Raw genomic sequence first — 19,861 nt, 5'->3', positions numbered from 1 at the left:
CTGGCCCAGTGACACGCGTCACTGGGCCAGTTTTCGGTAAAGCGTCCGTTCACTGATCCCCAGTTGCGCGGCCAGCGATTTTCGATCGCCGCCATGGTGCGCCAGCGCCCATTGCAGATAGCGCAGTTCCGCCGTTTCCAGCGGCACGATGTCGTCCACGCCCGGCATGCCTGTCTCGTCGCTTTTCAGTTCGGGCGGCAGATGCTCCTCCAGCAGGGTATCGCCGTCGGCCATCAGCATCGCGCGTTCGATGATATTGCGCAGTTCGCGGATGTTGCCCGGGTAATCGTAGTCCTGCAGCCGGGCCCGTGCGGCTTCGCTCAGCGTGTAGGCCCGCCCCGGCGCCAGCCGGGCCAGCAGGGTGTCGGCCAGCAGGCCGATGTCGCCGCGCCGCTCGCGCAAGGCAGGCAGGTGAATCGGGAACACGCTCAACCGGTAATACAGATCGCGACGGAAACTGCCGCGTTCGACCATGGTCTTGAGGTCACGGTGGGTGGCGGCGATCAGACGAAAATCCGCACGTAGCATCTCCACGCCCCCGACCCGGCGAAAGGTCCCCGTTTCCAATAGACGCAACAGCTTGACCTGCAGGCTGAGTGGAATATCGCCTACTTCATCCAGAAACAGCGTCCCGCCCGACGCCGATTCGACCAGGCCGATCTTGCGCTGATTGGCGCCGGTGAACGCACCCTTCTCGTAACCGAACAGTTCACTCTCGAACAGGGTTTCGGTCAGCCCCGAACACTCCACCACCACGAACGGCCCGTGCTCGCGCCTGCTCTGCTGGTGAATGGCCTGCGCGACCAGTTCCTTGCCGGTGCCCGATTCGCCCAGCAACAGGGCGGCGGTGTCCGAAGGCGCCACGCGCCGGACCAGTTCGAGCATGCGATTGAAGGCTGACGATTTGCCGACCAGGCCGCTTTCGGCCGGGAAACTGCTGGCCTCGCGTACCGTCAGCATGCGTTCGACGAAATACTCGGTCTTTCCCGACGTACCGACGATCGGCGTCAGTTCGACGTCGACATGCTCCTCGCCGCGCGGCGTATGGTGCAGATGCAGTACACGCCGCGGCTCGCCGCTGACCCGGCTGGCAGCGAGCGGGCAGGATTCGCCGCATTCGTCGCAGGGCCGGTTGTAGCCATGCGATATCGCGTAGCAAAACTGCCCGACCACATTCCGTTCGCCGGCATACACACGGCGATAGGCCGCATTGGCCGCCAGAATCCGGTAGTCGATCCCCATGACGATCTGGGGGTCGGGATGGGTCTCGAGAAAACGGATGAGTTCGTTGGCAGGTGGCATGGCCTTGTGCCACTTATGTCATTTACGTCACAGAACATTAGCAGATTTTGTCATAAATGGCAGTCAGCGTTTCCAGTGCCTGCCGCAAAATTGATCTATTCTTTTGAAACCAAAGAGAAATAAAAGCCCCGCCTATCCCAGGGAGTTGGCACGGCACTTGCGAATATTCGGAGTACTCATGAAACCGCCCATGCCCACTTTCCTGCACCATCCGCTGGCCAAAGAAATCTCGCTCGCCATCGCGATCAAGCTGCTGGTGATCGCGGCCATTTTTTATGCGTTCTTCGACGGCCATGCGCTGCACCCCGACGCCGATGCCGTAGCCGAGCGTCTGGCCAACCCCAATCAACCCGCCCACACATCTCAATCCTCACCCGGGAGCCCCCATGCTGACTGAAGAACTCGTCGATCTGTCGCGGCTGCAATTTGCAGTCACCGCGCTTTATCACTTCCTGTTCGTACCGCTCACGCTGGGGCTGGCGTTCATCCTGGTCATCATGGAACTGACCTACGTCATCACCGACCGCACCATCTACAAGGACATGGTGCGCTTCTGGGGCAAGCTGTTCGGCATCAACTTCGCGCTCGGCGTCACCACCGGCATCACCATGGAATTCCAGTTCGGCACCAACTGGGCGTATTACTCGCACTACGTCGGCGACATCTTCGGCGCGCCGCTGGCGATCGAGGGGTTGATGGCCTTCTTCCTCGAATCGACCTTCATTGGCCTGTTCTTCTTCGGCTGGGACCGCTTGAACAAGTGGAAGCACTTCATGGTGACGGTGCTGATGGCCGTCGGCTCCAACCTCTCGGCGCTGTGGATCCTGATCGCCAACGGCTGGATGCAGGATCCCGTCGGCGCGACGTTTTCCTTCGTCACCATGCGCATGGAAATGAGCGATTTCTGGGCCATCGTCTTCAACCCCACGGCGCAGGCCAAGTTCGTGCATACGGTGTCGGCCGGCTACGTCACCGCCTCGCTGTTCGTGCTCGGCATTTCCAGCTACTACCTGCTCAAGGGCCGCGACCTCGACTTCGCGCGGCGTTCCTTCCGCATCGCCGCCGGCTTCGGCTTTGCCTCCGCATTGTCGGTCATCGTGCTGGGCGACGAATCGGGCTACACCGTGAGCGAATCGCAGAAGACCAAGATGGCGGCGATCGAGGCGATGTGGGAAACCGAACCGGCCCCGGCGGCATTCACCGTGTTCGCCGTGCCTAACGAAAAAGCCGAGCGCAACGATTACCAGCTGCAGATTCCCTATGCGCTTGGCCTGATCGGCACGCGCTCGCTCACCAAGACCATGCCCGGCATCAAGGAAATCAAGGCCAGGAACCGCGAGCGCATCGAAAACGGCATCCACGCGGTAATCGCGCTTGAGCAGTTGCGCAGGAACCACGACGACAAAACGGCGCTCGCGCAGTTCGAAGCACACAAAGCCGACCTCGGCTTCGGCCTACTGTTGAAGAAATACATCGTCGACGTGTCGCAGGCCACGCCCGAGATGATCCAGCAGGCGGTCGACGACACCATCCCGCGCGTCGCCCCGCTGTTCTGGAGTTTCCGCATCATGGTCGCGCTGGGTTTCCTGTTCCTCGCGCTGTTCACGCTGGCGCTGTTCTATTCGGTGAAAGGCAGCTTCATCGAGAAGAAATGGCTGCTGCGCTGGGCGCTGTGGTTCATTCCCATGCCCTGGGTCGCCGCCGAGCTCGGCTGGGTGGTCGCCGAATACGGCCGCCAGCCGTGGACGATCTACGGCGTGCTGCCGACGCACATCTCGGTGTCCAACATCAGCGTCGGCAATATCTACGGTTCGCTGGCCGGCTTCGTCGGCTTCTACACCGTGCTGCTGATCGTCGAGATGGTTCTGATGACGAAGTACGTGCGGCAAGGCCCGGCCAGCCTCGGCACCGGCAAGTACCACAACGAGAAGGCAGCTGGCGGCGCACTGCCCGCCCACGCGCCGGCTAACCGGATCTAAGGAGCAAGCATGGACTACGAAACCCTGAAACTCGTCTGGTGGCTGCTGATTGGCGTCCTGCTTGTCGGGTTCGCCATCATGGACGGCCACGACATGGGCATGGGCGTACTGTTGCCCTTCGTCGGCCGCAACGACCTCGAGCGCCGCGCCGTCATCAACACCGTCGCGCCGCACTGGGACGGCAACCAGGTCTGGTTCATCACCGCCGGCGGCGCGGTCTTCGCCGCCTGGCCGATGGTCTATGCCACCGCCTTCTCGGGCTTCTACTGGGCGATGATGGCTGCACTCTGGGCGCTGTTCTTCCGCCCGGTCGGCTTCGACTATCGTTCCAAGATCCAGAACCCGACCTGGCGCAGCACCTGGGACTGGGGCCTGTTCATCGGCGGCGCCGTGCCACCGATCATCTTTGGCGTCGCCTTCGGCAACCTGTTGCAGGGCGTGCCCTTCCAGTTCAACGACATCCTGATGTCGACCTACACTGGCAGCTTCTGGCAACTGCTCAACCCGTTCGCGCTGCTCGCCGGTGTCGTCAGCCTCGGCATGATCACCTTCCAGGGCGCGAATTACCTGATGATGCGCACCGAGGGCGACATCTACCGCCGCGTCCGCACCGCCAGCCTGATTTTCGGCACCCTGACCTTCGTCACCTTCGCGCTCGCAGGCTGGTGGGTGGCGACCGGCATCGACGGCTACGTGATCACCAGTGCCGTCGACCCCAACGGCCTGCCCGACCCGCTCGCCAAGACTGTGGCAACCGCTGCCGGCGCCTGGATGACCAACTACCACACCTACGCGTGGACGAAGTGGGTACCGATCGCCACGTTCGCCGCCCTGGCCGCAGGTATCCTGTTCGCTCGCCTCGGCAAGGCCGGGCTGGCGTTCTGGTCCTCCTCGCTGGCATGCGCCGGCATCATCGGCACCGCCGGCGTGTCCATGTTCCCCTTCGTCATGCCGTCGTCGAGCGATCCGCGTTCCAGCCTCACCGTCTATGACGCCGTGTCCTCGCAGCTCACGCTCGGCCTGATGCTCGGCGCCACGGTGATTTTCATGCCGCTGATCATCTTCTACACCTCGTGGGCGTACAAGGTGATGTGGGGCAAGGTCACGACGGAATTCATCGCCGCCAACGACAAGTCGGTTTACTGAAAGGAATCACCATGTGGTATTTCGCCTGGATCCTCGGAGTCACCATGGCCGTGCTGCTCGCCTCGATCAGCGCGATGATGTGCGACGCCAAGGAATGCGCGCTCGACGAAGCGCGCGCCAAGGCCGCGAACGACACGCGGCAGGGCTGACCTTCCCTCGGGGGAAACGAACCCGCGCATGAACCGCGTTCTCGACAGCGGCTGGGCGCGCGGCGTATCGCTGGTCTCGGCGCTCGCGCTGATGATCCTCGTCACCGTATTCCCGCGCGGGCTGACCGTCGCCGACGGCAGGGCGATCAGCCACGGCGTGCTCACGTTCATCATGTGGGGCATGTCGGCGGGATTCGTGCATGGCGTCGGGTTCGTCCCGCGAAACAACGTCCTGCGGGTGCTGCTCGGCCCGGTCGTCGCCTGGGTGCTGATGGGCGTGGCCTTGATTTTTTATGTCCAGTATTTTTTGAGGTGATCTCACGTAAGTTCTGCCCGGCTGCACAGCCATCCCGGACGCTCGCGCGCCCCCCCGTTGAGGCCTGAGTCTTTCCTGTTCTTGTTTTTTCAGATACACATCCATGACACACATCGTCATCCTCGGCGCAGGCACGGGCGGCACGCCCGCAGCCTATGAAATGCGCCACCTGCTCGACAAGTCGCACGTCGTCACCCTGATCAATGCGTCGGACACCTTCCAGTTCGTGCCGTCCAACCCTTGGGTCGCGCTGGGCTGGCGCGAGGCCCGCGAGACCACGTTCAAGCTGCGGCCCTACCTGGAAAAAAAGGGCATCCAGTTCATCGCCCAGCGCGCCGACACGATCGACGCGACCAACAACCGGATCCATCTGGCCAACGGCGACGTCGTCGACTACGACTACCTGGTGATCGCCACCGGTCCCCGGCTCGCCTTCGACCTGGTGCCTGGCGCGGGCCCGGACGGTGGACACACGGAATCGGTCTGCACGGTGGAACATGCCGAGCGCGCGTATGCGCACTATCTCGAATTCCTGAAAAATCCCGGCCCGGTGGTGATCGGCGCACTGCCAGGCGCGTCGTGCTTCGGCCCTGCCTACGAATATGCGATGGCGCTGGAAACCGACCTGCGCCGCCGCAAGCTGCGCCACAAGGTGCCGATCACCTATGTCTCGTCCGAGCCCTATGTCGGTCACCTCGGGCTGGGCGGCGTGGGGGATTCGAAGGGGCTGCTGGAAGCCGAATTCCGCCAGCGCCACATCAAGTGGATCACCAACGCGAAGACGACCCGGGTCGAAGCGGGGAAAATGCATATCGAAGAGATCGACGATTTCGGCGAGAAGCTGCGCGAGCACACGCTGGACTTCAGTTACGCGATGATGCTGCCGCCGTTCCGCGGCGTGGCGGCGGTCGCAGCGGTGGAAGGCCTGTGCAATCCGGGCGGCTTCGTGATCGTCGACGAACATCAGCGCAGCCCAAAATATCCCAATATCTACTCGGCAGGCGTGTGCATCGCAATCCCGCCGGTCGAGCAGACGCCGGTCGCCACCGGCACGCCCAAGACCGGCTACATGATCGAATCGATGGTCACCGCCATCGTCCACAACATCGCCGACGAACTGGCGGGCAAGGTGCCCGGCCATACCGGCACCTGGAGCACGATCTGCCTGGCCGACATGGGCGATACCGGCGCGGCCTTCGTGGCGATCCCGCAGATCCCGCCGCGCAACGTCACCTGGGCGAAGAAAGGCAAATGGGTGCATCTGGCCAAGGTGGCGTTCGAGAAATATTTCATGCGCAAGATGAAAACCGGCAACTCGGAGCCGCTGTACGAGAAATACGTCCTGAAGGCACTGGGTATCAAGCGCCTGAACTGAACGCTCAGGCCAGGGTGAAGGTCCGCGCAAACAGTTCGCTCACCTGGTCCGGCGGCAGCGGCTTGGCGATCACATAACCCTGAATTTCATCGCAGCCCCCGCTTTTCAGGAACGCCACCTGCTCGAGCGTTTCGACGCCCTCGGCCACGACGCGCAGATGGAGGGCGTGCGCCAGACGAATGATGGCGGTGGCAATCTCGGCATCGTCGCTGTCGGTCAGCACATCCGTGACGAAGCTCTTGTCGATCTTCAGCGCATCGATCGGCATACGTTTCAACTGGCCCAGGTTGGAATGTCCGGTGCCGAAATCGTCGATGTAGACATGCAGGCCGCGCTGGCGCAAGGCATCGAGCATGTCGAAAGTACGCGCCGGATTCTCCATCGCCGCGCTCTCGGTCACTTCCAGTTGCAAATACGATGACTCCATGCCGGTTTCCTTCAGAATGGCATCGATGTCATCGATCAGGCGCGCATCGGAAAACTGGCGCGGCGACAGATTGATGGCCACGGGTGGTGGGTTGAGGCCCGCATCGCGCCAGACGATCCATTGTTCGCAAGCCGCTCGTACCACCCAGCGGCCCAGCGGCATGATCAGGCCGGTTTCCTCGGCCACCGGAATGAACTGATCGGGCCAGATGATGCCGCCCGAACGGGTCAGCCAGCGCGCCAGAGCTTCCAGCCCCACCACGCGACCGCTGGCGAGATCGACTTTCGGCTGATAGGCCAGTGCCAGCTCGTCGCGCTCGAGCGCCTGGCGCAGGCCGGTTTCCAGGTTCAGCTGTTGCTGCGCCACGGTGTTCAATTCATCGCTGAAATATTCGAAGCCGCTGCGGCGTTGCTTGGCCTGATACATCGCCAGATCGGCCTGGCGCAGCAGCGTGTTGGCGTCGAGGCCATCGTCCGGATACACGCTGATGCCAATGCTGGCGCCGATGGCATAACGCCGCCGCTCGAGCTTGAACGACTCGGCCAGCGCCTTGAGCAGCTTGCGGGCCACGCGGCTGGCGGCCCGCGAAGCCGGCGGGTGCATCAGGATGACGGCAAATTCGTCCCCGCCCAGCCGTGCGACGAAGTCGTCGGCGCGCAATTGCTCATCCAGCCGGTTGGCCACGACACGCAACACCTGGTCGCCCACCTCGTGTCCCTGCGAGTCGTTGATGTGCTTGAAGCGGTCGAGATCGATGAACAGCAGCGAGATCTGGAGTTTCTCGCGCTGCGCGCGTGCCAGTGCATGACCGAGGAAATCCTGGAAATACGAACGGTTGGGCAGGCCGGTCAGCGGATCGTGGTTGGCCAGCATGTCGAGCCGCATCTCGGAATAGCGGCGTTCGGTCAGGGCTGCCGACACGAAGAGACCGCCCAGCGCCATGGTCATCATGCTGATCTGCAGCGCGAACACGTCGCGCGGCATCGTGGCGCTGGTCAGTCCGCCAAAGGAGACGAGCGAAACGCCCAGCACGATCAACGCCGCCAGGAATATGGCCACACTCGCCCCGGTCACCGAGAATCGCAGCGCCGCCCACAGCACGCCGGGCAGCAGGACGAACAGGACGATTTCGGCCGGCCGCAAGGGCTCGGCATACTCCATCATCACGCGCGTCAACAGAAGCATGCCGAGCACCAGCACCAGGCCCTCCAGACGCGCGCCCTTGTTGGTCGGCAACAAATCCCAGCGCGACGCCGTCAGGAGCAGCGGCGCAATCAGGTACACCCCAAGCAGTTCCCCCAGCCACCAGACGCCCAAGGTCCGCCACACCAGGTCGGAATGCAGATGGTCGAACAAGCCCAGGCTGAATACGCCCGCCAGCGCGCTCACCGCACATCCCAGCGGCGCAGCTACGAGCGAAAACTTGGCGACGCTGGAAACATAATCGAGGGTGGAACTGAAGGGCGGCAGGTAGCGCGGCAGATACCCGATCACAGCGGCCCCCGCGGCCGCGCCGAGCGCCAGGCGGAATGCCGCTTCCGGCGGCAGGATCTGGCTGTTGAGCGCAAACGATCCCAGCAGCACCCCCACGACGCCTGCCATACCGAAACGCAGGCTCGCCATGGCGCCGATACCGGCTGCCAGCCAGACCACGGCCACCACATTGGCGGCATACGCCGTGATCTTGAGGCTGGTCCACCCCGCCAGGGCGTAGGCCAGCGCCGTCAGCCCGACAATCAGCGCAATGCGCCTGACTTCGGTCAGGGCTGGCAATGCCGGAAGGGCCAAGACGTTAAATCCGGCTACTGAGCGGGGTCGACCTCGGCGCGCACGGACTCCAATGCGTCCTTGAGTGTCTCCTCGGACAAGCCGTTGAGTTGTTCGGCCAGCATCTCGGCAGCATCGATGGTGTCGGCTTCATCGGGCAGGCTGTCGGTATCGAGGTTGGCGACGAATACCGCCGCCGCGCCGGTCACCTGCAAGAGCTGGCGGCGCTCGTTCATCAGCATGTCGATTTCATCGCGCAGCAAGCGGATTTCATCTTCTTTCATGGCGTGCAGGGTCATGCGTATCTCCGTGTTTCTTCATCTGGTCAGCCAAACAGGGTCAATACCCCGGTGTAGCCATATAAACGGTTGTGGGAAATTTCCCCGTTGGCAAAAAATCCCACCAACGGAAAGTCTCCGAGGGTGTCGCGAATCAATTCCAATTCCCGGTTCGGCGCACCGAACATATGCTGGCCGCGCCCCAGGCAGGAATAATATACGCCGCCCCGGATCGGTACGCCCAGTTGCGCCCCGATGGCCGAGAGCATCCGCAACAGGTCGTCTTCGGCGGTTTGCTGGTCGCGGCGACAGAACAGCAGTTCGTCTCCCGGCTCGACATACTCGCCGACCGCCACGAGATCGTTCTGCGGATCGACGCCGAGAATGTTGCGTACCAGATAATCCCCGGTATCCGAACCGCGAACCGGCAGACCGACGAAAATATAGCCGGCCGCACGCCGCAGATCGCGCGCCAGCACGTCGCCGATTTCCTCCTTCATCACATCCAGCGCCGGACGGTGATCGAGACTGCCGATGACGTTCTTGTTCGCTGTGGTGATGCGATGGCGCGGTCCCAGCGGCGAGATGCCCTGCGTCAGCCGCGTCGCCAGCTTCACCCGTTCGCTGAACAGCACGCCTGACAAGCCGCCGCTCACTACGCCGTCGCTGATCTGCGCCGTCGTCTCGCCACGCGAACTCGACAACCCGCCGACGACAAATCCGCTCGATACGTGTGCGGAAAGACTGTCGATCAGTTCCTGCATGCGGCTGTTTGCCGGGTCGCCATGCGCCACGGCGAAATAGGCTTGCGCCGGTTGCGTCTCGATGTCCTGCGGCGAACGCAGCACCGGCAGCATGCTGAAGTCAGCAGGATCGAATTCCGCCAGCATCACGACCAGTGCCGGTTCTTCCAGATACTCCACGCCCGTGGCGCAGACGCCGACCCCCACGCTGCCGGTCCAGTGGGGCACGCCGGTCGCGCTTTTGAAGAACGCCAGGATCGCATCGAGTTCGCCGGCAAAGGCATCCGACACATACAGGAATCCCAGCGTCGCTCCCGACGGGATCGCACCCAGCTGGCCCATGCAGGCCTGGGCCGCCTGGGTCCAGTCGGGATTCGCGGCGTGGGCGAATTTGAAGGGCGATGTCATGTCTTTAAGACAGGGAATGCATCAGCGCGGCGCGCCGGCCTTTCGGCCGGCAAGGCCTGCATCAGTAGCCCGTCTGGCCGCTGCTCGGCAACTCGCCTTCGCCGAAGAAGTTCCACAGCAGGTGGGCGACCACCTCAGGGGCGATCACGGTGTGCTGGTTATGGCTTTCCTGCAACGCCACCCGCAGCTTCTTGCGCAGTTCGGGATCTCCGGTCAGATCGAAAATGATGTCCACCTTCGCACCCATGGTCACCACTTCCATCGCATCCTTGAACACCGGCACCTTGCTATGGCTGAACCCCAATGCAACGGGCGATTCCAGATTGCGGTGCGCGACGGCGACGATCTCCACGTTGACGCCCTCTTCCTGGATCTTCTCCAGAAAATGCTCGGCAAATTTCTCCCCGACTTCACCCAGTCCCAGCAGGGCAACCTTGACGACATGACTCATGAAAGAACTCCTCGTATCAGTTATGGTGGAAACAGTGGACCTGTTTTTTTATTCGCTCATGCGATCCGGATGACCCGGTCGCCTGTCGGCGCATTGTTTGCGCACGGGTAGCATACGGTCCCAGCCCGCGCCTGTCGATACTGCGACCACCAGTCCATACGACGCATCGCACAAGCCTCACCTGTTCACGCCCCATGGGCCGGGGATATGATTCGGCTTATCATTCAAGGCGTCCGTCATGCCCGACATTGCTTCGCTCCACCCGTTCATCACCCCCTATGCCAGCGGCATGCTGGAAACGGCAGGTCGCCATCGCATTTACTGGGAAACGTCCGGCAACCCGGATGGCATCCCGGTGCTGTTCGTGCACGGCGGGCCCGGCTCCGGCACGTCGCCTGTACAGCGGCGGTTCTTCGATCCGGCACGCTACCGCATCGTTTTGTTCGACCAGCGCGGCAGCGGCCGCTCCACACCGCACGGCGAACTGGCCGACAACACCACGCCGTATCTGATCGCCGACATGGAAGCGCTGCGTCGCGAACTTGGCATCGCATCCTGGCTGGTCTTCGGCGGTTCGTGGGGCTCGACCCTGGCGCTCGCCTACGCCGAGGCGCATCCCGAGCGCTGCCGCGGGCTGGTGCTGCGGGGCATTTTCCTCTGTCGCAAAAGCGAGATCGACTGGTTTCTCCACGGTATTCGCACCCTGTTTCCCGAGGCGCAGCGCCAACTCGCCGAATTCATCCCGGAGGACGAACGCCACGATCTGCTGACAGCCTACCATCGCCGCCTCGTCAATCCCGACCCCACCGTGCACCAGCCCGCCGCCCATCATTGGGCCGCCTTCGAGGCTTCGTGCTCGACCCTGCTGCCCAATCCCGAACTCGTCTCCGCGTTCGGTGACGACAAAAGAGCCCTCTCGTTGTCACGGATCGAAGCGCACTATTTCGTCAACAACATTTTCCTGCCCGACAACAGCCTGCTCGCCAACGTCGATCGCATCCGCGGCATTCCGGCGATCATCGTGCAGGGACGCTACGACGCCGTCTGCCCCATCGTGTCGGCCGATGAACTCGCGCGCGCCTGGCCCGAAGCCCGCTATGTCATCGTGCCGGATGCAGGGCATTCGGCGTTCGAGCCGGGCATCGCCCGCGAACTGGTTGCCGCCTGCGGCCGTTTCGCCCAGACCGGAGCATTCGACTGATGGCCCTGTCGCCTTACGTCTTCGATGCCAGCGCGGAAAACTTCAACCGGTTGGTGCTGGAAAACTCGCACAAGGGCCCGGTGCTGGTGCATTTCTGGACCCCCAAGGCCGGCCCCTGCTTCATCCTGATGCCGCGGCTGATAAAGCTTGCTGCCGAATACGGCGGCAAGTTCCTGCTCGTCATGCTGAACGCCGACGAGTTGCCCGAACTGACGCGCCGCTTCAGCGTGAATTCGGTGCCGACGGTGAAGTTTTTCTGGCGCGGCGAGGTCGCCCACACCATCCATGGTGCCGATCCCGACAGCAGCTTCCGTGAAGTGCTCGACCGCTTCATTGCGGGCGACGCCCATCGCGCCCACGCGCTCGGCATCGCCGCATGGCAGGCAGGCAACGTGCAGCAGGCGCGCATGCTGCTCGCCAACGCGGCGATGGCCGAGCCCGACAATCTGGCCATCCCGCGTGACCTCGCCAAATTGCTGTGGGCAGAAGGCGACGGCGAGCAGGCGCTGAAGTTGCTCGACAGTCTACCGCCGGAAGCACGGGCAGAGCCCGAGATCGCCCGCCTGCATGCGCACCTGAACCTGGCCGAAACCGCTCGCCAGGCGCCATCGCTGTCCGAACTCGACGCCCGCCTTGCGCAGCAGCCGGACGACCTGGATGCGCATTTCCAGCGCGCGGCCCAGTTACTGGCGGCAGACCAGTTTGCTGCCGCCATGGACGAGTTGCTGTGGGTCGCCCGAACCGATCGCAGCTACCGCCATGACATCGGCCGCAGCAGCCTGCTCGCCCTGTTCGATCTGCTGGGCAGCGCGCATCCGCTGACACGGCAATACCGCCAGGCACTCTCCGAATCGCTGCATTGAAGTTCGACCACCCTGCGTTCGCACCTTATCTGGCGCTGATCGATGCGCTGGGCCTCGCACGAGCCCAGCCCACACCCGGCCCGGATTGCCTCGATGCGCTCAATGCCCAGGCCATCCGCCGCGATACACGTAACGCAAGCGGCCTGCCGCTGCGTTTTTTTATGCCCGACGGCCGCCTGTCCGCGCGCGATTACGAAACGCATATCCTGCGGACCGGCGAGGTACCGACCCGCGCCGAGACTTGGCACGACGTGCTGAACGCGCTGGTCTGGCTGCGGTTTCCGCGCTTCAAGGCTGCATTGAATGCGGCGCATGGCAATGCGATTGTCGGCGAGACCAGCCCAATCCGGGGCCGCCGTCGCGATGCGTTGACCGTGCTGGACGAGTCCGGTGTATGGGTGATCAGCCGCAATCCGGTGTGGCCGGCCCTGCTGGCCGAACGTGCCTGGCGGCCGCTGTTCTGGGACCACCGGCATGAGGTCGAAACCACGATGCAATTTGTAGTGGTCGGCCATGCGCTGCTGGAAAAGCTGCTCGACCCCTACCCGGGAATGACCGGAAAATGCCTGACGCTGATTGCAGAGTCGCTCGATCCCGATGTTGTGGAGGGATTGTCGGTTCGTACGCTCGCCGGGATCGACTCGCCACGCCAACTCGCACCCTTGCCGGTGCAGGGCATCCCCGGCTGGGACCCGGCCAACGCAAACGCGGCGTATTACGCCAACCAGGACGTCTTCAGGCCGGCGCGCCGCATCCCCTCATGACATGAACGGTACACGCCCGCCGTACGCGGCTCGCCTCAGCCTGCCGCAGCCGGCCACTCGCCGCCCGTCACCCAGGCCTGGGCCATGTCCAGATCGTCGAACAGACGGATATCCGCCGACATGAACATGCGGTTCACCCACATGCTCCACGCCACCCACTGGTCGCCGGTCAGAATGGCGATACGGCCGAAATCGGTTTTGTGCTCGCGCGAAAACTTCAGCTCCTCCCACGCCACGTCGACACTGAACGACAGCATGTCACGCAGATCGAACAGCAGGTTGACCGTACCCTGGAACTGGATGCCATAGTTCACCGCCTGTTCAAACTCCTGATAATCGGCCAGCGTGAATTGGCCCATTACAGTGACGGCGATCTGGTTACCCTTGACGTTCAGGCTGATCATGGTGCGCTCCTCTGGAAAGTGCTTTCACTATAGCGAATCGGGCGGGGTTGAGGTTGACGCACGTACTGCCCAGATGCCTGCGACTGCCACGACTGCCATGCCCACCCACGCCATCAGCGACAGTCGTTCACCGAACAGCAGCACACCGTACAAGGCGGAAAATCCGACCGTGGTGTAGGCCAGCGAGCCGACCGTGAGCGTGCGGCCGCGATGATATGCCCGCGTCAACGCCAGTTGCGCGACTGTGGCGGTGGCGCCGATGCCGATCAACCACGGCCAGTCGGCCCGCTGCGGAATGTGAGACCCGGCCAGCACCATCCAGGCGGCGCCGCCCGCGGTCGATAGCAGCGTGAAGTAAAACACCACACGCCATTCGGACTCGCCCAGCCTGCCCAGATTCTTGACGTTGACGTAGGCCACCGCGGCCAGCATCCCCGACGCCAGGCCGGCCAATGCAGGCAGCCAGGCCTGACCCTGAACCTGCGGCCGCAACAAGAGCAATACGCCGACGAAGCCCATCAGTACCGCGCCGACGAGGCCACGTCCGTGGCGTTCGCGCAACCACCAGGCCGACAAGGCGGCAAGAAACAGCGGAGCCGTGTAATTGAGGGTGACCGCGGTGGCGAGCGGCAGTTGCGACAATGCGTAGAAGAACAGCACCAGCGCAGTGAAACCCGCCAGTCCGCGCCACAGATGGGCGTTGAAACAAGGCGTGGCAAGTGGGGCCCACAACTGGCGATGGCGGATGGCGATTGCCGCCCAGATCGCCATCAGGCCGAATGCCGAGCGATAGAACACCAGTTCGGCGGGCGAGAAGCTTGCGGATGCGTGTTTCACCAGCACGCTCATCAGTGCGAACAAGGCAGCCGCCACCAGCATCCAGCTCGATTTCATGGCGGGCAGACGAAAAAAACGGGCGGCATCGGCCGCCCGCTCGGAATGCTCACCCCTCTCATTTGAGATGCGGCTCGATCTCGCGCCGCAGGAAGGAATGGAAATGCATCATGCCGTCCTCCAGCGGGGACTGGTACGGCCCGGTCTCGGAAATGCCCTGCTGGTATAGCGCGCGCCGCCCCTTGTGCATGCGCTCGCAGATATCCTCGTCCTCCATCGCAGTCTCGTGGTAAGCCGCCTGCTCGGCCTCGATGAAGGCGCGTTCGAACAAGGCGATGTCCTCGGGATAGTAGAACTCGACGACGTTGGTGCACGACTCGACGCCGGTCGGTACGATCGACGACACCACCAGTACATGCGGATACCACTCAACCATCAGGCCAGGGTAATAGGTCAGCCAGATCGACCCGTGCGCCGGCACCGTGCCCCGGTCATACGCCAGAACCTGCTCATGCCATTTCTGGTAGACCTGCGAGCCCGCCTTGGAGAGCCCCCGGTTCACGCCCACCGTCTGCACCGACCACCAGTCGCCGTATTCCCAATTGAGGTCGTCACAGGTGACAAAATGGCCGAGGCCTGGGTGATATGGCGCGACGTGGTAGTCCTCCAGGTACACTTCAATAAAGGTCTTCCAGTTGCAGGCGTAATGCGTGACCTGCACGCGATCGAGCATGAAGCCCGAAAAATCCAGTTCGCGCGCCGCCTGCATACCGGCCAGATCGGCCTGTACATCGCGCTTGCCGGCAAACAGCAGGCCCTGCCAGTTTTGCAGGCCGGTACGGTTCAGGTTCAGGCAGGGATTGCCGGGGAACTCCGGCGCCCCCATCAACTGGCCCTGGCTGTCATAGGTCCAGCGATGGATCGGGCAGACGATGTTGTTGGACGGCAGCTTGCCGCGACCGGTCAGCATCAGCGCCTGGCGATGACGGCACACATTGGACAACAACGCGATATTCGTTCCGCCGTTGACCAGCATTTTCGCGCCGTCGAACATTTCCAGCGCGTGATAGTCGCCCGGCTCGGGCACCATCAACCGATGGCCCGCATAACCGGGACCCTGCTTGAACAAATGCTCGAGCTCCAGCGCATAGATGGCTGGATCGAAGTACCAGGAAACTGGCAGCTGAGGCGAAGTTAGCGACAAGGCGCTGGATTCGGCGAGATCGCTCATGGCGTACCCTACTCAAAACCAAGCCCCCTCCAGTAATGACACTGGAGCGGCAAGTAAATGACCCACCGGATTTAGAGCGTGGTTGCTGGCGCTTTAGCGTCTTGACAATCACGGCCTACCCCGCCCCTTGAGGGGTGCGGGTACGGATGACCCCCTGTCAGACGAAAGCACCGTCAGGCAGGGAAAGCGCAAAATTCTAGCATAGCCGTATACCCGGGGAGGCGCCTCAACGCTGAATTTGTTAAAGTATCGTCCTTTCTCCGCCGGGTTCGATATTCATGGCCAAGTCCCGCGCCACCACACCCCCCAAAGATTACGAGTCCGCACTGGCCGAACTGGAAACTATCGTGGCCGAAATGGAATCCGGCCAGTTGCCATTGGAAACCTCGCTGACGGCCTACAAGCGCGGCGCCGAGCTATTGCAATACTGTCGCCTGCAGCTTGCCGATGCCGAGCAGCAGGTGAAGATTCTGGAAAATGGGGCCTTGCAGCCTTTCAAGACCGAAGACACCGATGACTGATTTTTCCGCCTGGACCCAGGCATGCCAGACGCGCATGGAAAGCGTGCTGGCCGAGTGGCTCCCGCCATCCAGCATTGCCCCGCAACGCCTGCACGAGGCCATGCGCTATGCCGTCCTGGGCGGCGGCAAGCGCGTGCGCCCGCTGCTGGCATTCGCCGCCGCCGACGTCACGGGCGCCACCCCTGAACGCGTCCAGCACGCCGCGGCGGCAGTCGAACTGATCCATGCCTACTCGCTGGTGCACGACGACATGCCGGCGATGGATGACGACGCGCTGCGACGCGGCAAACCCACGGTGCACGTCGAGTTCGACGAAGCCACCGCACTGCTGGTGGGCGATGCCCTGCAGAGCCTGGCGTTCGACATCCTCGCATCGCGGGCGCTCGCCGACGATGCGGCGACGCAACTGAAGATGGTGCAGCTACTGGCGCAAGCAGCCGGCTCGCGCGGCATGGCCGGCGGCCAGGCGATCGATCTGGCCAGCGTCGGCAAACCACTCGACCTGACCGAACTCGAATTCATGCACATCCACAAGACAGGCGCGCTGATCCGCGCCTCGGTGCTGTTGGGTGCGCAGTGCGGCACGCTGTCCGACACGACCGCCGCAGCGCTCGACCATTACGCCAAGTGCATCGGCCTCGCCTTCCAGGTGGTCGACGACGTGCTCGATGCCGAGGCCCCCACTGCGACGCTGGGCAAGACCGCGGGCAAGGACGCGGCCAACAACAAACCGACCTACGTCAGCCTGCTCGGGACAACACGCGCACGCGAACTCGCGCAGGAACTGCGCGCCGATGCCCACGCCGCACTGGCCGAGCTTGGGCCGCCCGCAGCACGCTTGCGCCAGCTGGCCGACTTCGTCATCGAGCGGACGTTCTGACATGCCCACGTCCCTGCTCGACACCATCAATTCGCCGGACGAACTGCGCGCACTCTCGCCTACCGATCTGCCCAAACTCGCCAACGAACTGCGCGAATTCCTGGTCAACTCAGTTGGCCAGACCGGCGGCCATCTCGCCTCCAATCTCGGCACGGTGGAACTTACGATCGCCCTGCACTATGTATACGACACCCCGCGCGACCGCATCGTATGGGACGTCGGCCACCAGACCTACGCCCACAAGATTCTGACCGGTCGTCGTGCCGGGATGGCCGGCCTGCGCCAGCCGGGCGGCATCGCCGGATTCCCGCGCCGCGCCGAAAGCACGTTCGACGCCTTCGGCGCCGGCCACTCCAGCACGTCGATCTCGGCGGCACTCGGCATGGCCGAAGCCTTTCATCAACTGGGTAGCAGCCAGCGCGCCGTGGCCATCATCGGCGATGGCGCGATGACCGCCGGCATGGCGTTCGAAGCGCTCAACAACGCCGGGGCGACCGACCTCCCCCTGCTGGTGGTGCTGAACGACAACGACATGTCGATCTCGCCCAACGTCGGCGCGCTCAACAACTATCTGGCTCGGCTGATGTCGGGCAAGTTCTATGCTGCGGCACGCCGCGCCGGCGAGAAAGTGCTGTCCGTCGCCCCGCCGATCCGCGAACTCGCCAAACGCGCCGAGGAACACATGAAGGGCATGGTGACGCCGGGCACATTGTTCGAGGAATTCGGTTTCAACTACATCGGCCCGATCGACGGCCATGACTTCGATGTACTGCTGGACACGCTCTCCAACATCAAGCAACTCAATGGCCCGCAATTCCTGCATGTGGTCACCCGCAAAGGCAAAGGCTACGCGCCCGCTGAAGCCAATCCCTGCCTGTATCACGGCGTATCGCGTTTCGACCCCGCTGCGGGCGTCGCGGAGAAAACCGGTGGCAAGCCCACCTACACGCAAGTGTTCGGCGACTGGCTGTGCGACATGGCCGCCGCCGACACGCGACTGGTCGGCATCACCCCCGCGATGCGCGAGGGCTCCGGCCTGGTGCGCTTCTCGCAGGATTATCCCAAGCGCTACTTCGATGTCGGCATCGCCGAACAGCATGCGCTGACCTTTGCCGCCGGCCTCGCCTGCGAAGGCATCAAGCCGGTGGTGGCGATCTACTCGACCTTCCTGCAGCGCGCCTACGACCAGTTGATCCACGACGTCGCCCTGCAGAATCTGCCGGTGATGCTGGCGATCGACCGTGCGGGTCTGGTCGGCGCAGACGGCCCCACCCATGCCGGCAGCTTCGATCTCTCTTTCCTGCGCTGTATCCCCAACATGCTGATCGCCGCGCCATCGGATGAGAACGAATGCCGGGCACTTTTGACCACCGCCTTCCTGCACGAAGGTCCTTCGGCTGTGCGCTATCCGCGCGGCAGTGGAGTCGGCGCCACGATAGACGCCGGGCTCGATGCTGTCGAGATCGGCAAGGGCGTGCTGCGGCGACGCGGCCATGACGTGGCGCTGATCGCCTTCGGCAGCCTGGTCGCGCCCGCCCTTCAAGCTGCTGGAACACTCGACGCCAGCGTGGCCGACATGCGCTTCGTGAAGCCGCTGGATCTGGATCTGCTGCGCGAACTGGCGCACGGCCATCGTCTGCTCGTCACGCTGGAGGAAAACGCGGTGGCGGGCGGCGCCGGCGCCGGAGTGGCCGAGGCGCTGGCCGAACTCGGAGTCATCATGCCGATCCTGCATTTGGGCCTGCCCGACACCTTCATCGAACATGGCGACCCCGCCAGAATGCTGGCCGACTGCGGACTCGATGCCGCGGGCATCGAGCATGCCGTCCGCCAACGGATAACCCTATTACCCGAGTAGTTTACTCAACTATTCCGGCAGTTTATACTTAGTCTAAACTGCATCGATACCAAGGAGCCTGCCATGAACCAGATTTGCGATACCGCCGTTTGCATGCCGGACGTGCAAAGCTCGGCCGACACGCGGCAAATCGCCATCAACAAGGTCGGCATCAAGAGCATCCGTCACCCGGTTCGCGTGGCGGACAAGAGCGGCGGCGTCCAGCACACCATCGCCACCTTCAACATGTACGTGTTCCTGCCGCACAACTTCAAGGGCACGCACATGTCGCGTTTCATCGAGATCCTCAATACGCGCGAGCGCGAGATTTCGGTGGAAAACTTCGAAGGCATGCTGCGCCAGATGGTCGAGCGCCTGGAAGCCGAATCGGGCTACATCGAAATGAGCTTCCCCTACTTCGTCAACAAGGCCGCGCCCGTCTCCGGCGTGCAGAGCCTGCTCGATTACGAGGTGACCTTCATCGGCGCAATCGAGAACGGCCAGTACACCCACACCACCAAAGTACTGGTGCCGGTGACCAGCCTGTGTCCGTGCTCAAAGAAGATTTCCGAGTATGGCGCGCACAACCAGCGCTCGCACGTCACCGTCACCGCGAAGACCAACGGCTTCCTGTGGATCGAGGATCTGGTGCGCAAGGTCGAGGATCAGGCCTCGTGCGAGCTGTTCGGGCTGCTGAAGCGACCGGATGAAAAATACGTCACCGAGCGCGCCTATGACAATCCCAAGTTCGTCGAGGACATCGTGCGCGACGTCGCCGCCGCGATGAACGCCGAGCCGCTGATCGATGCGTATGTGGTGGAAGCCGAGAACTTCGAGTCGATCCACAATCACAGCGCCTATGCAGTGATCGAACGCGACAAACGGGGTCAGGCGTAAGGCGCCGGACCCGCTTGCGACGCAGGCCAACGCAAGCGAAGCGACCGGAGCCACGCGCGGAAACCGGCCCGACCTCAACCCGAACCAT

The 19,861-nt window shown here is 63.1% G+C and carries 21 protein-coding genes; 13 read left to right on the top strand and 8 right to left on the bottom strand.

Translation table 11 applies throughout. The features are described from left to right. Window positions 1-18: 18 nt before the first annotated feature. Complete coding sequence (locus B058_RS0106755; RefSeq protein ID WP_018507718.1) at window positions 19-1,302, bottom strand: sigma-54 interaction domain-containing protein; 1,284 nt, start codon at window positions 1,300-1,302, stop codon at window positions 19-21. A gap of 178 nt (window positions 1,303-1,480) precedes the next feature. On the opposite strand from B058_RS0106755, the gene cydP reads away from it, so the two are divergent. The 6 genes from cydP to B058_RS0106725 all read left to right on the top strand — a co-directional run bounded on the left by cydP (window position 1,481) and on the right by B058_RS0106725 (window position 6,267). Beyond that, window positions 1,481-1,699 carry a cytochrome oxidase putative small subunit CydP gene (gene cydP / locus B058_RS0106750; protein WP_157265634.1) on the top strand — a complete coding sequence of 73 codons (219 nt, stop codon included), beginning with the start codon at window positions 1,481-1,483 and terminating at the stop codon, window positions 1,697-1,699. After that, the gene (locus B058_RS0106745) at window positions 1,689-3,281 is read left to right on the top strand and encodes a cytochrome ubiquinol oxidase subunit I (RefSeq protein WP_018507716.1); all 1,593 of its coding nucleotides are present in this window, start codon (window positions 1,689-1,691) and stop codon (window positions 3,279-3,281) included. Before cydP ends, B058_RS0106745 begins: the two co-directional genes overlap by 11 nt. A 9-nt stretch (window positions 3,282-3,290) precedes the next feature. Beyond that, entirely contained in the window at window positions 3,291-4,427 is a 1,137-nt protein-coding gene (gene cydB / locus B058_RS0106740; protein ID WP_018507715.1) for a cytochrome d ubiquinol oxidase subunit II, read from the top strand. Between the two features lie 11 nt (window positions 4,428-4,438). Beyond that, a complete protein-coding gene (gene cydX / locus B058_RS17500) occupies window positions 4,439-4,576 on the top strand; it encodes a cytochrome bd-I oxidase subunit CydX (RefSeq protein WP_018507714.1) in 138 nt (45 codons plus the stop codon). A gap of 28 nt (window positions 4,577-4,604) precedes the next feature. Beyond that, window positions 4,605-4,892, top strand: a complete 288-nt coding sequence (locus B058_RS0106730; protein WP_018507713.1) for a cyd operon YbgE family protein — start codon at window positions 4,605-4,607, stop codon at window positions 4,890-4,892. Window positions 4,893-4,995: 103 nt separating this feature from the next. Continuing rightward, window positions 4,996-6,267, top strand: coding sequence for an NAD(P)/FAD-dependent oxidoreductase (locus B058_RS0106725; protein ID WP_018507712.1), 1,272 nt, complete (start codon window positions 4,996-4,998; stop codon window positions 6,265-6,267). Between the two features lie 4 nt (window positions 6,268-6,271). On the opposite strand, the gene B058_RS17255 is transcribed toward B058_RS0106725, so the two are convergent. The 4 genes from B058_RS17255 to B058_RS0106705 all read right to left on the bottom strand — a co-directional run bounded on the left by B058_RS17255 (window position 6,272) and on the right by B058_RS0106705 (window position 10,341). Next, window positions 6,272-8,482, bottom strand: a complete 2,211-nt coding sequence (locus B058_RS17255) for a putative bifunctional diguanylate cyclase/phosphodiesterase (RefSeq protein WP_051082049.1) — start codon at window positions 8,480-8,482, stop codon at window positions 6,272-6,274. A 14-nt stretch (window positions 8,483-8,496) separates the two neighbouring features. Beyond that, entirely contained in the window at window positions 8,497-8,760 is a 264-nt protein-coding gene (locus B058_RS0106715) for a hypothetical protein (RefSeq protein WP_018507711.1), read from the bottom strand. A gap of 26 nt (window positions 8,761-8,786) precedes the next feature. After that, complete coding sequence (locus B058_RS0106710) at window positions 8,787-9,890, bottom strand: FIST signal transduction protein (RefSeq protein ID WP_018507710.1); 1,104 nt, start codon at window positions 9,888-9,890, stop codon at window positions 8,787-8,789. Window positions 9,891-9,951: 61 nt separating this feature from the next. Next, the gene (locus B058_RS0106705) at window positions 9,952-10,341 is read right to left on the bottom strand and encodes a hypothetical protein (RefSeq protein ID WP_018507709.1); all 390 of its coding nucleotides are present in this window, start codon (window positions 10,339-10,341) and stop codon (window positions 9,952-9,954) included. Between the two features lie 238 nt (window positions 10,342-10,579). Here B058_RS0106705 and pip point away from each other — a divergent pair, with 238 nt between their 5' ends. Genes pip through B058_RS0106690 form a run of 3 tightly spaced genes read left to right on the top strand, consistent with a single transcriptional unit; the run spans window position 10,580 to window position 13,169 of the window. After that, window positions 10,580-11,542 carry a prolyl aminopeptidase gene (gene pip / locus B058_RS0106700; protein ID WP_018507708.1) on the top strand — a complete coding sequence of 321 codons (963 nt, stop codon included), beginning with the start codon at window positions 10,580-10,582 and terminating at the stop codon, window positions 11,540-11,542. Beyond that, window positions 11,542-12,405: a tetratricopeptide repeat protein gene (locus B058_RS0106695; RefSeq protein WP_018507707.1), complete on the top strand. Its 864-nt coding sequence runs from the start codon at window positions 11,542-11,544 to the stop codon at window positions 12,403-12,405. The genes pip and B058_RS0106695 overlap by 1 nt, the downstream gene beginning before the upstream one ends. Continuing rightward, a complete protein-coding gene (locus B058_RS0106690) occupies window positions 12,402-13,169 on the top strand; it encodes a DUF3025 domain-containing protein (RefSeq protein ID WP_018507706.1) in 768 nt (255 codons plus the stop codon). Before B058_RS0106695 ends, B058_RS0106690 begins: the two co-directional genes overlap by 4 nt. A 35-nt stretch (window positions 13,170-13,204) precedes the next feature. Here the strand turns inward: B058_RS0106690 and B058_RS0106685 are convergent, their stop codons facing one another. From B058_RS0106685 to B058_RS0106675, 3 genes are read right to left on the bottom strand one after another with little or no spacing between them, the layout of a single operon-like run. Continuing rightward, complete coding sequence (locus B058_RS0106685; RefSeq protein ID WP_018507705.1) at window positions 13,205-13,573, bottom strand: SpoIIAA family protein; 369 nt, start codon at window positions 13,571-13,573, stop codon at window positions 13,205-13,207. Window positions 13,574-13,600: 27 nt separating this feature from the next. Continuing rightward, window positions 13,601-14,467 carry a DMT family transporter gene (locus B058_RS0106680; RefSeq protein ID WP_211208646.1) on the bottom strand — a complete coding sequence of 289 codons (867 nt, stop codon included), beginning with the start codon at window positions 14,465-14,467 and terminating at the stop codon, window positions 13,601-13,603. A gap of 58 nt (window positions 14,468-14,525) precedes the next feature. Then, on the bottom strand, window positions 14,526-15,638 hold the full coding sequence (locus B058_RS0106675) for an aromatic ring-hydroxylating oxygenase subunit alpha (protein ID WP_018507703.1): 1,113 nt from the start codon (window positions 15,636-15,638) through the stop codon (window positions 14,526-14,528). Window positions 15,639-15,916: 278 nt separating this feature from the next. Here B058_RS0106675 and B058_RS0106670 point away from each other — a divergent pair, with 278 nt between their 5' ends. From B058_RS0106670 to folE2, 4 genes are all read left to right on the top strand, one after another. Next, window positions 15,917-16,159 (top strand): exodeoxyribonuclease VII small subunit, encoded by a 243-nt coding sequence (locus tag B058_RS0106670; RefSeq protein ID WP_018507702.1) that lies wholly within the window; start codon window positions 15,917-15,919, stop codon window positions 16,157-16,159. Next, entirely contained in the window at window positions 16,152-17,039 is an 888-nt protein-coding gene (locus B058_RS0106665; protein ID WP_018507701.1) for a polyprenyl synthetase family protein, read from the top strand. Before B058_RS0106670 ends, B058_RS0106665 begins: the two co-directional genes overlap by 8 nt. A 1-nt stretch (window position 17,040) precedes the next feature. Next, window positions 17,041-18,897 carry a 1-deoxy-D-xylulose-5-phosphate synthase gene (dxs, locus tag B058_RS0106660; protein WP_018507700.1) on the top strand — a complete coding sequence of 619 codons (1,857 nt, stop codon included), beginning with the start codon at window positions 17,041-17,043 and terminating at the stop codon, window positions 18,895-18,897. 63 nt (window positions 18,898-18,960) lie between these two features. Continuing rightward, window positions 18,961-19,773 (top strand): GTP cyclohydrolase FolE2, encoded by an 813-nt coding sequence (gene folE2 / locus B058_RS0106655; protein WP_018507699.1) that lies wholly within the window; start codon window positions 18,961-18,963, stop codon window positions 19,771-19,773. Window positions 19,774-19,861 lie beyond the last annotated feature (88 nt).

This window comes from Thiobacillus thioparus DSM 505, assembly GCF_000373385.1.
In the GTDB taxonomy this organism is placed as follows: domain Bacteria; phylum Pseudomonadota; class Gammaproteobacteria; order Burkholderiales; family Thiobacillaceae; genus Thiobacillus; species Thiobacillus thioparus.
The sequence above is the reverse complement of the archived record's forward strand: the minus strand, read 5'-3'. Positions and strand labels throughout refer to the sequence as shown.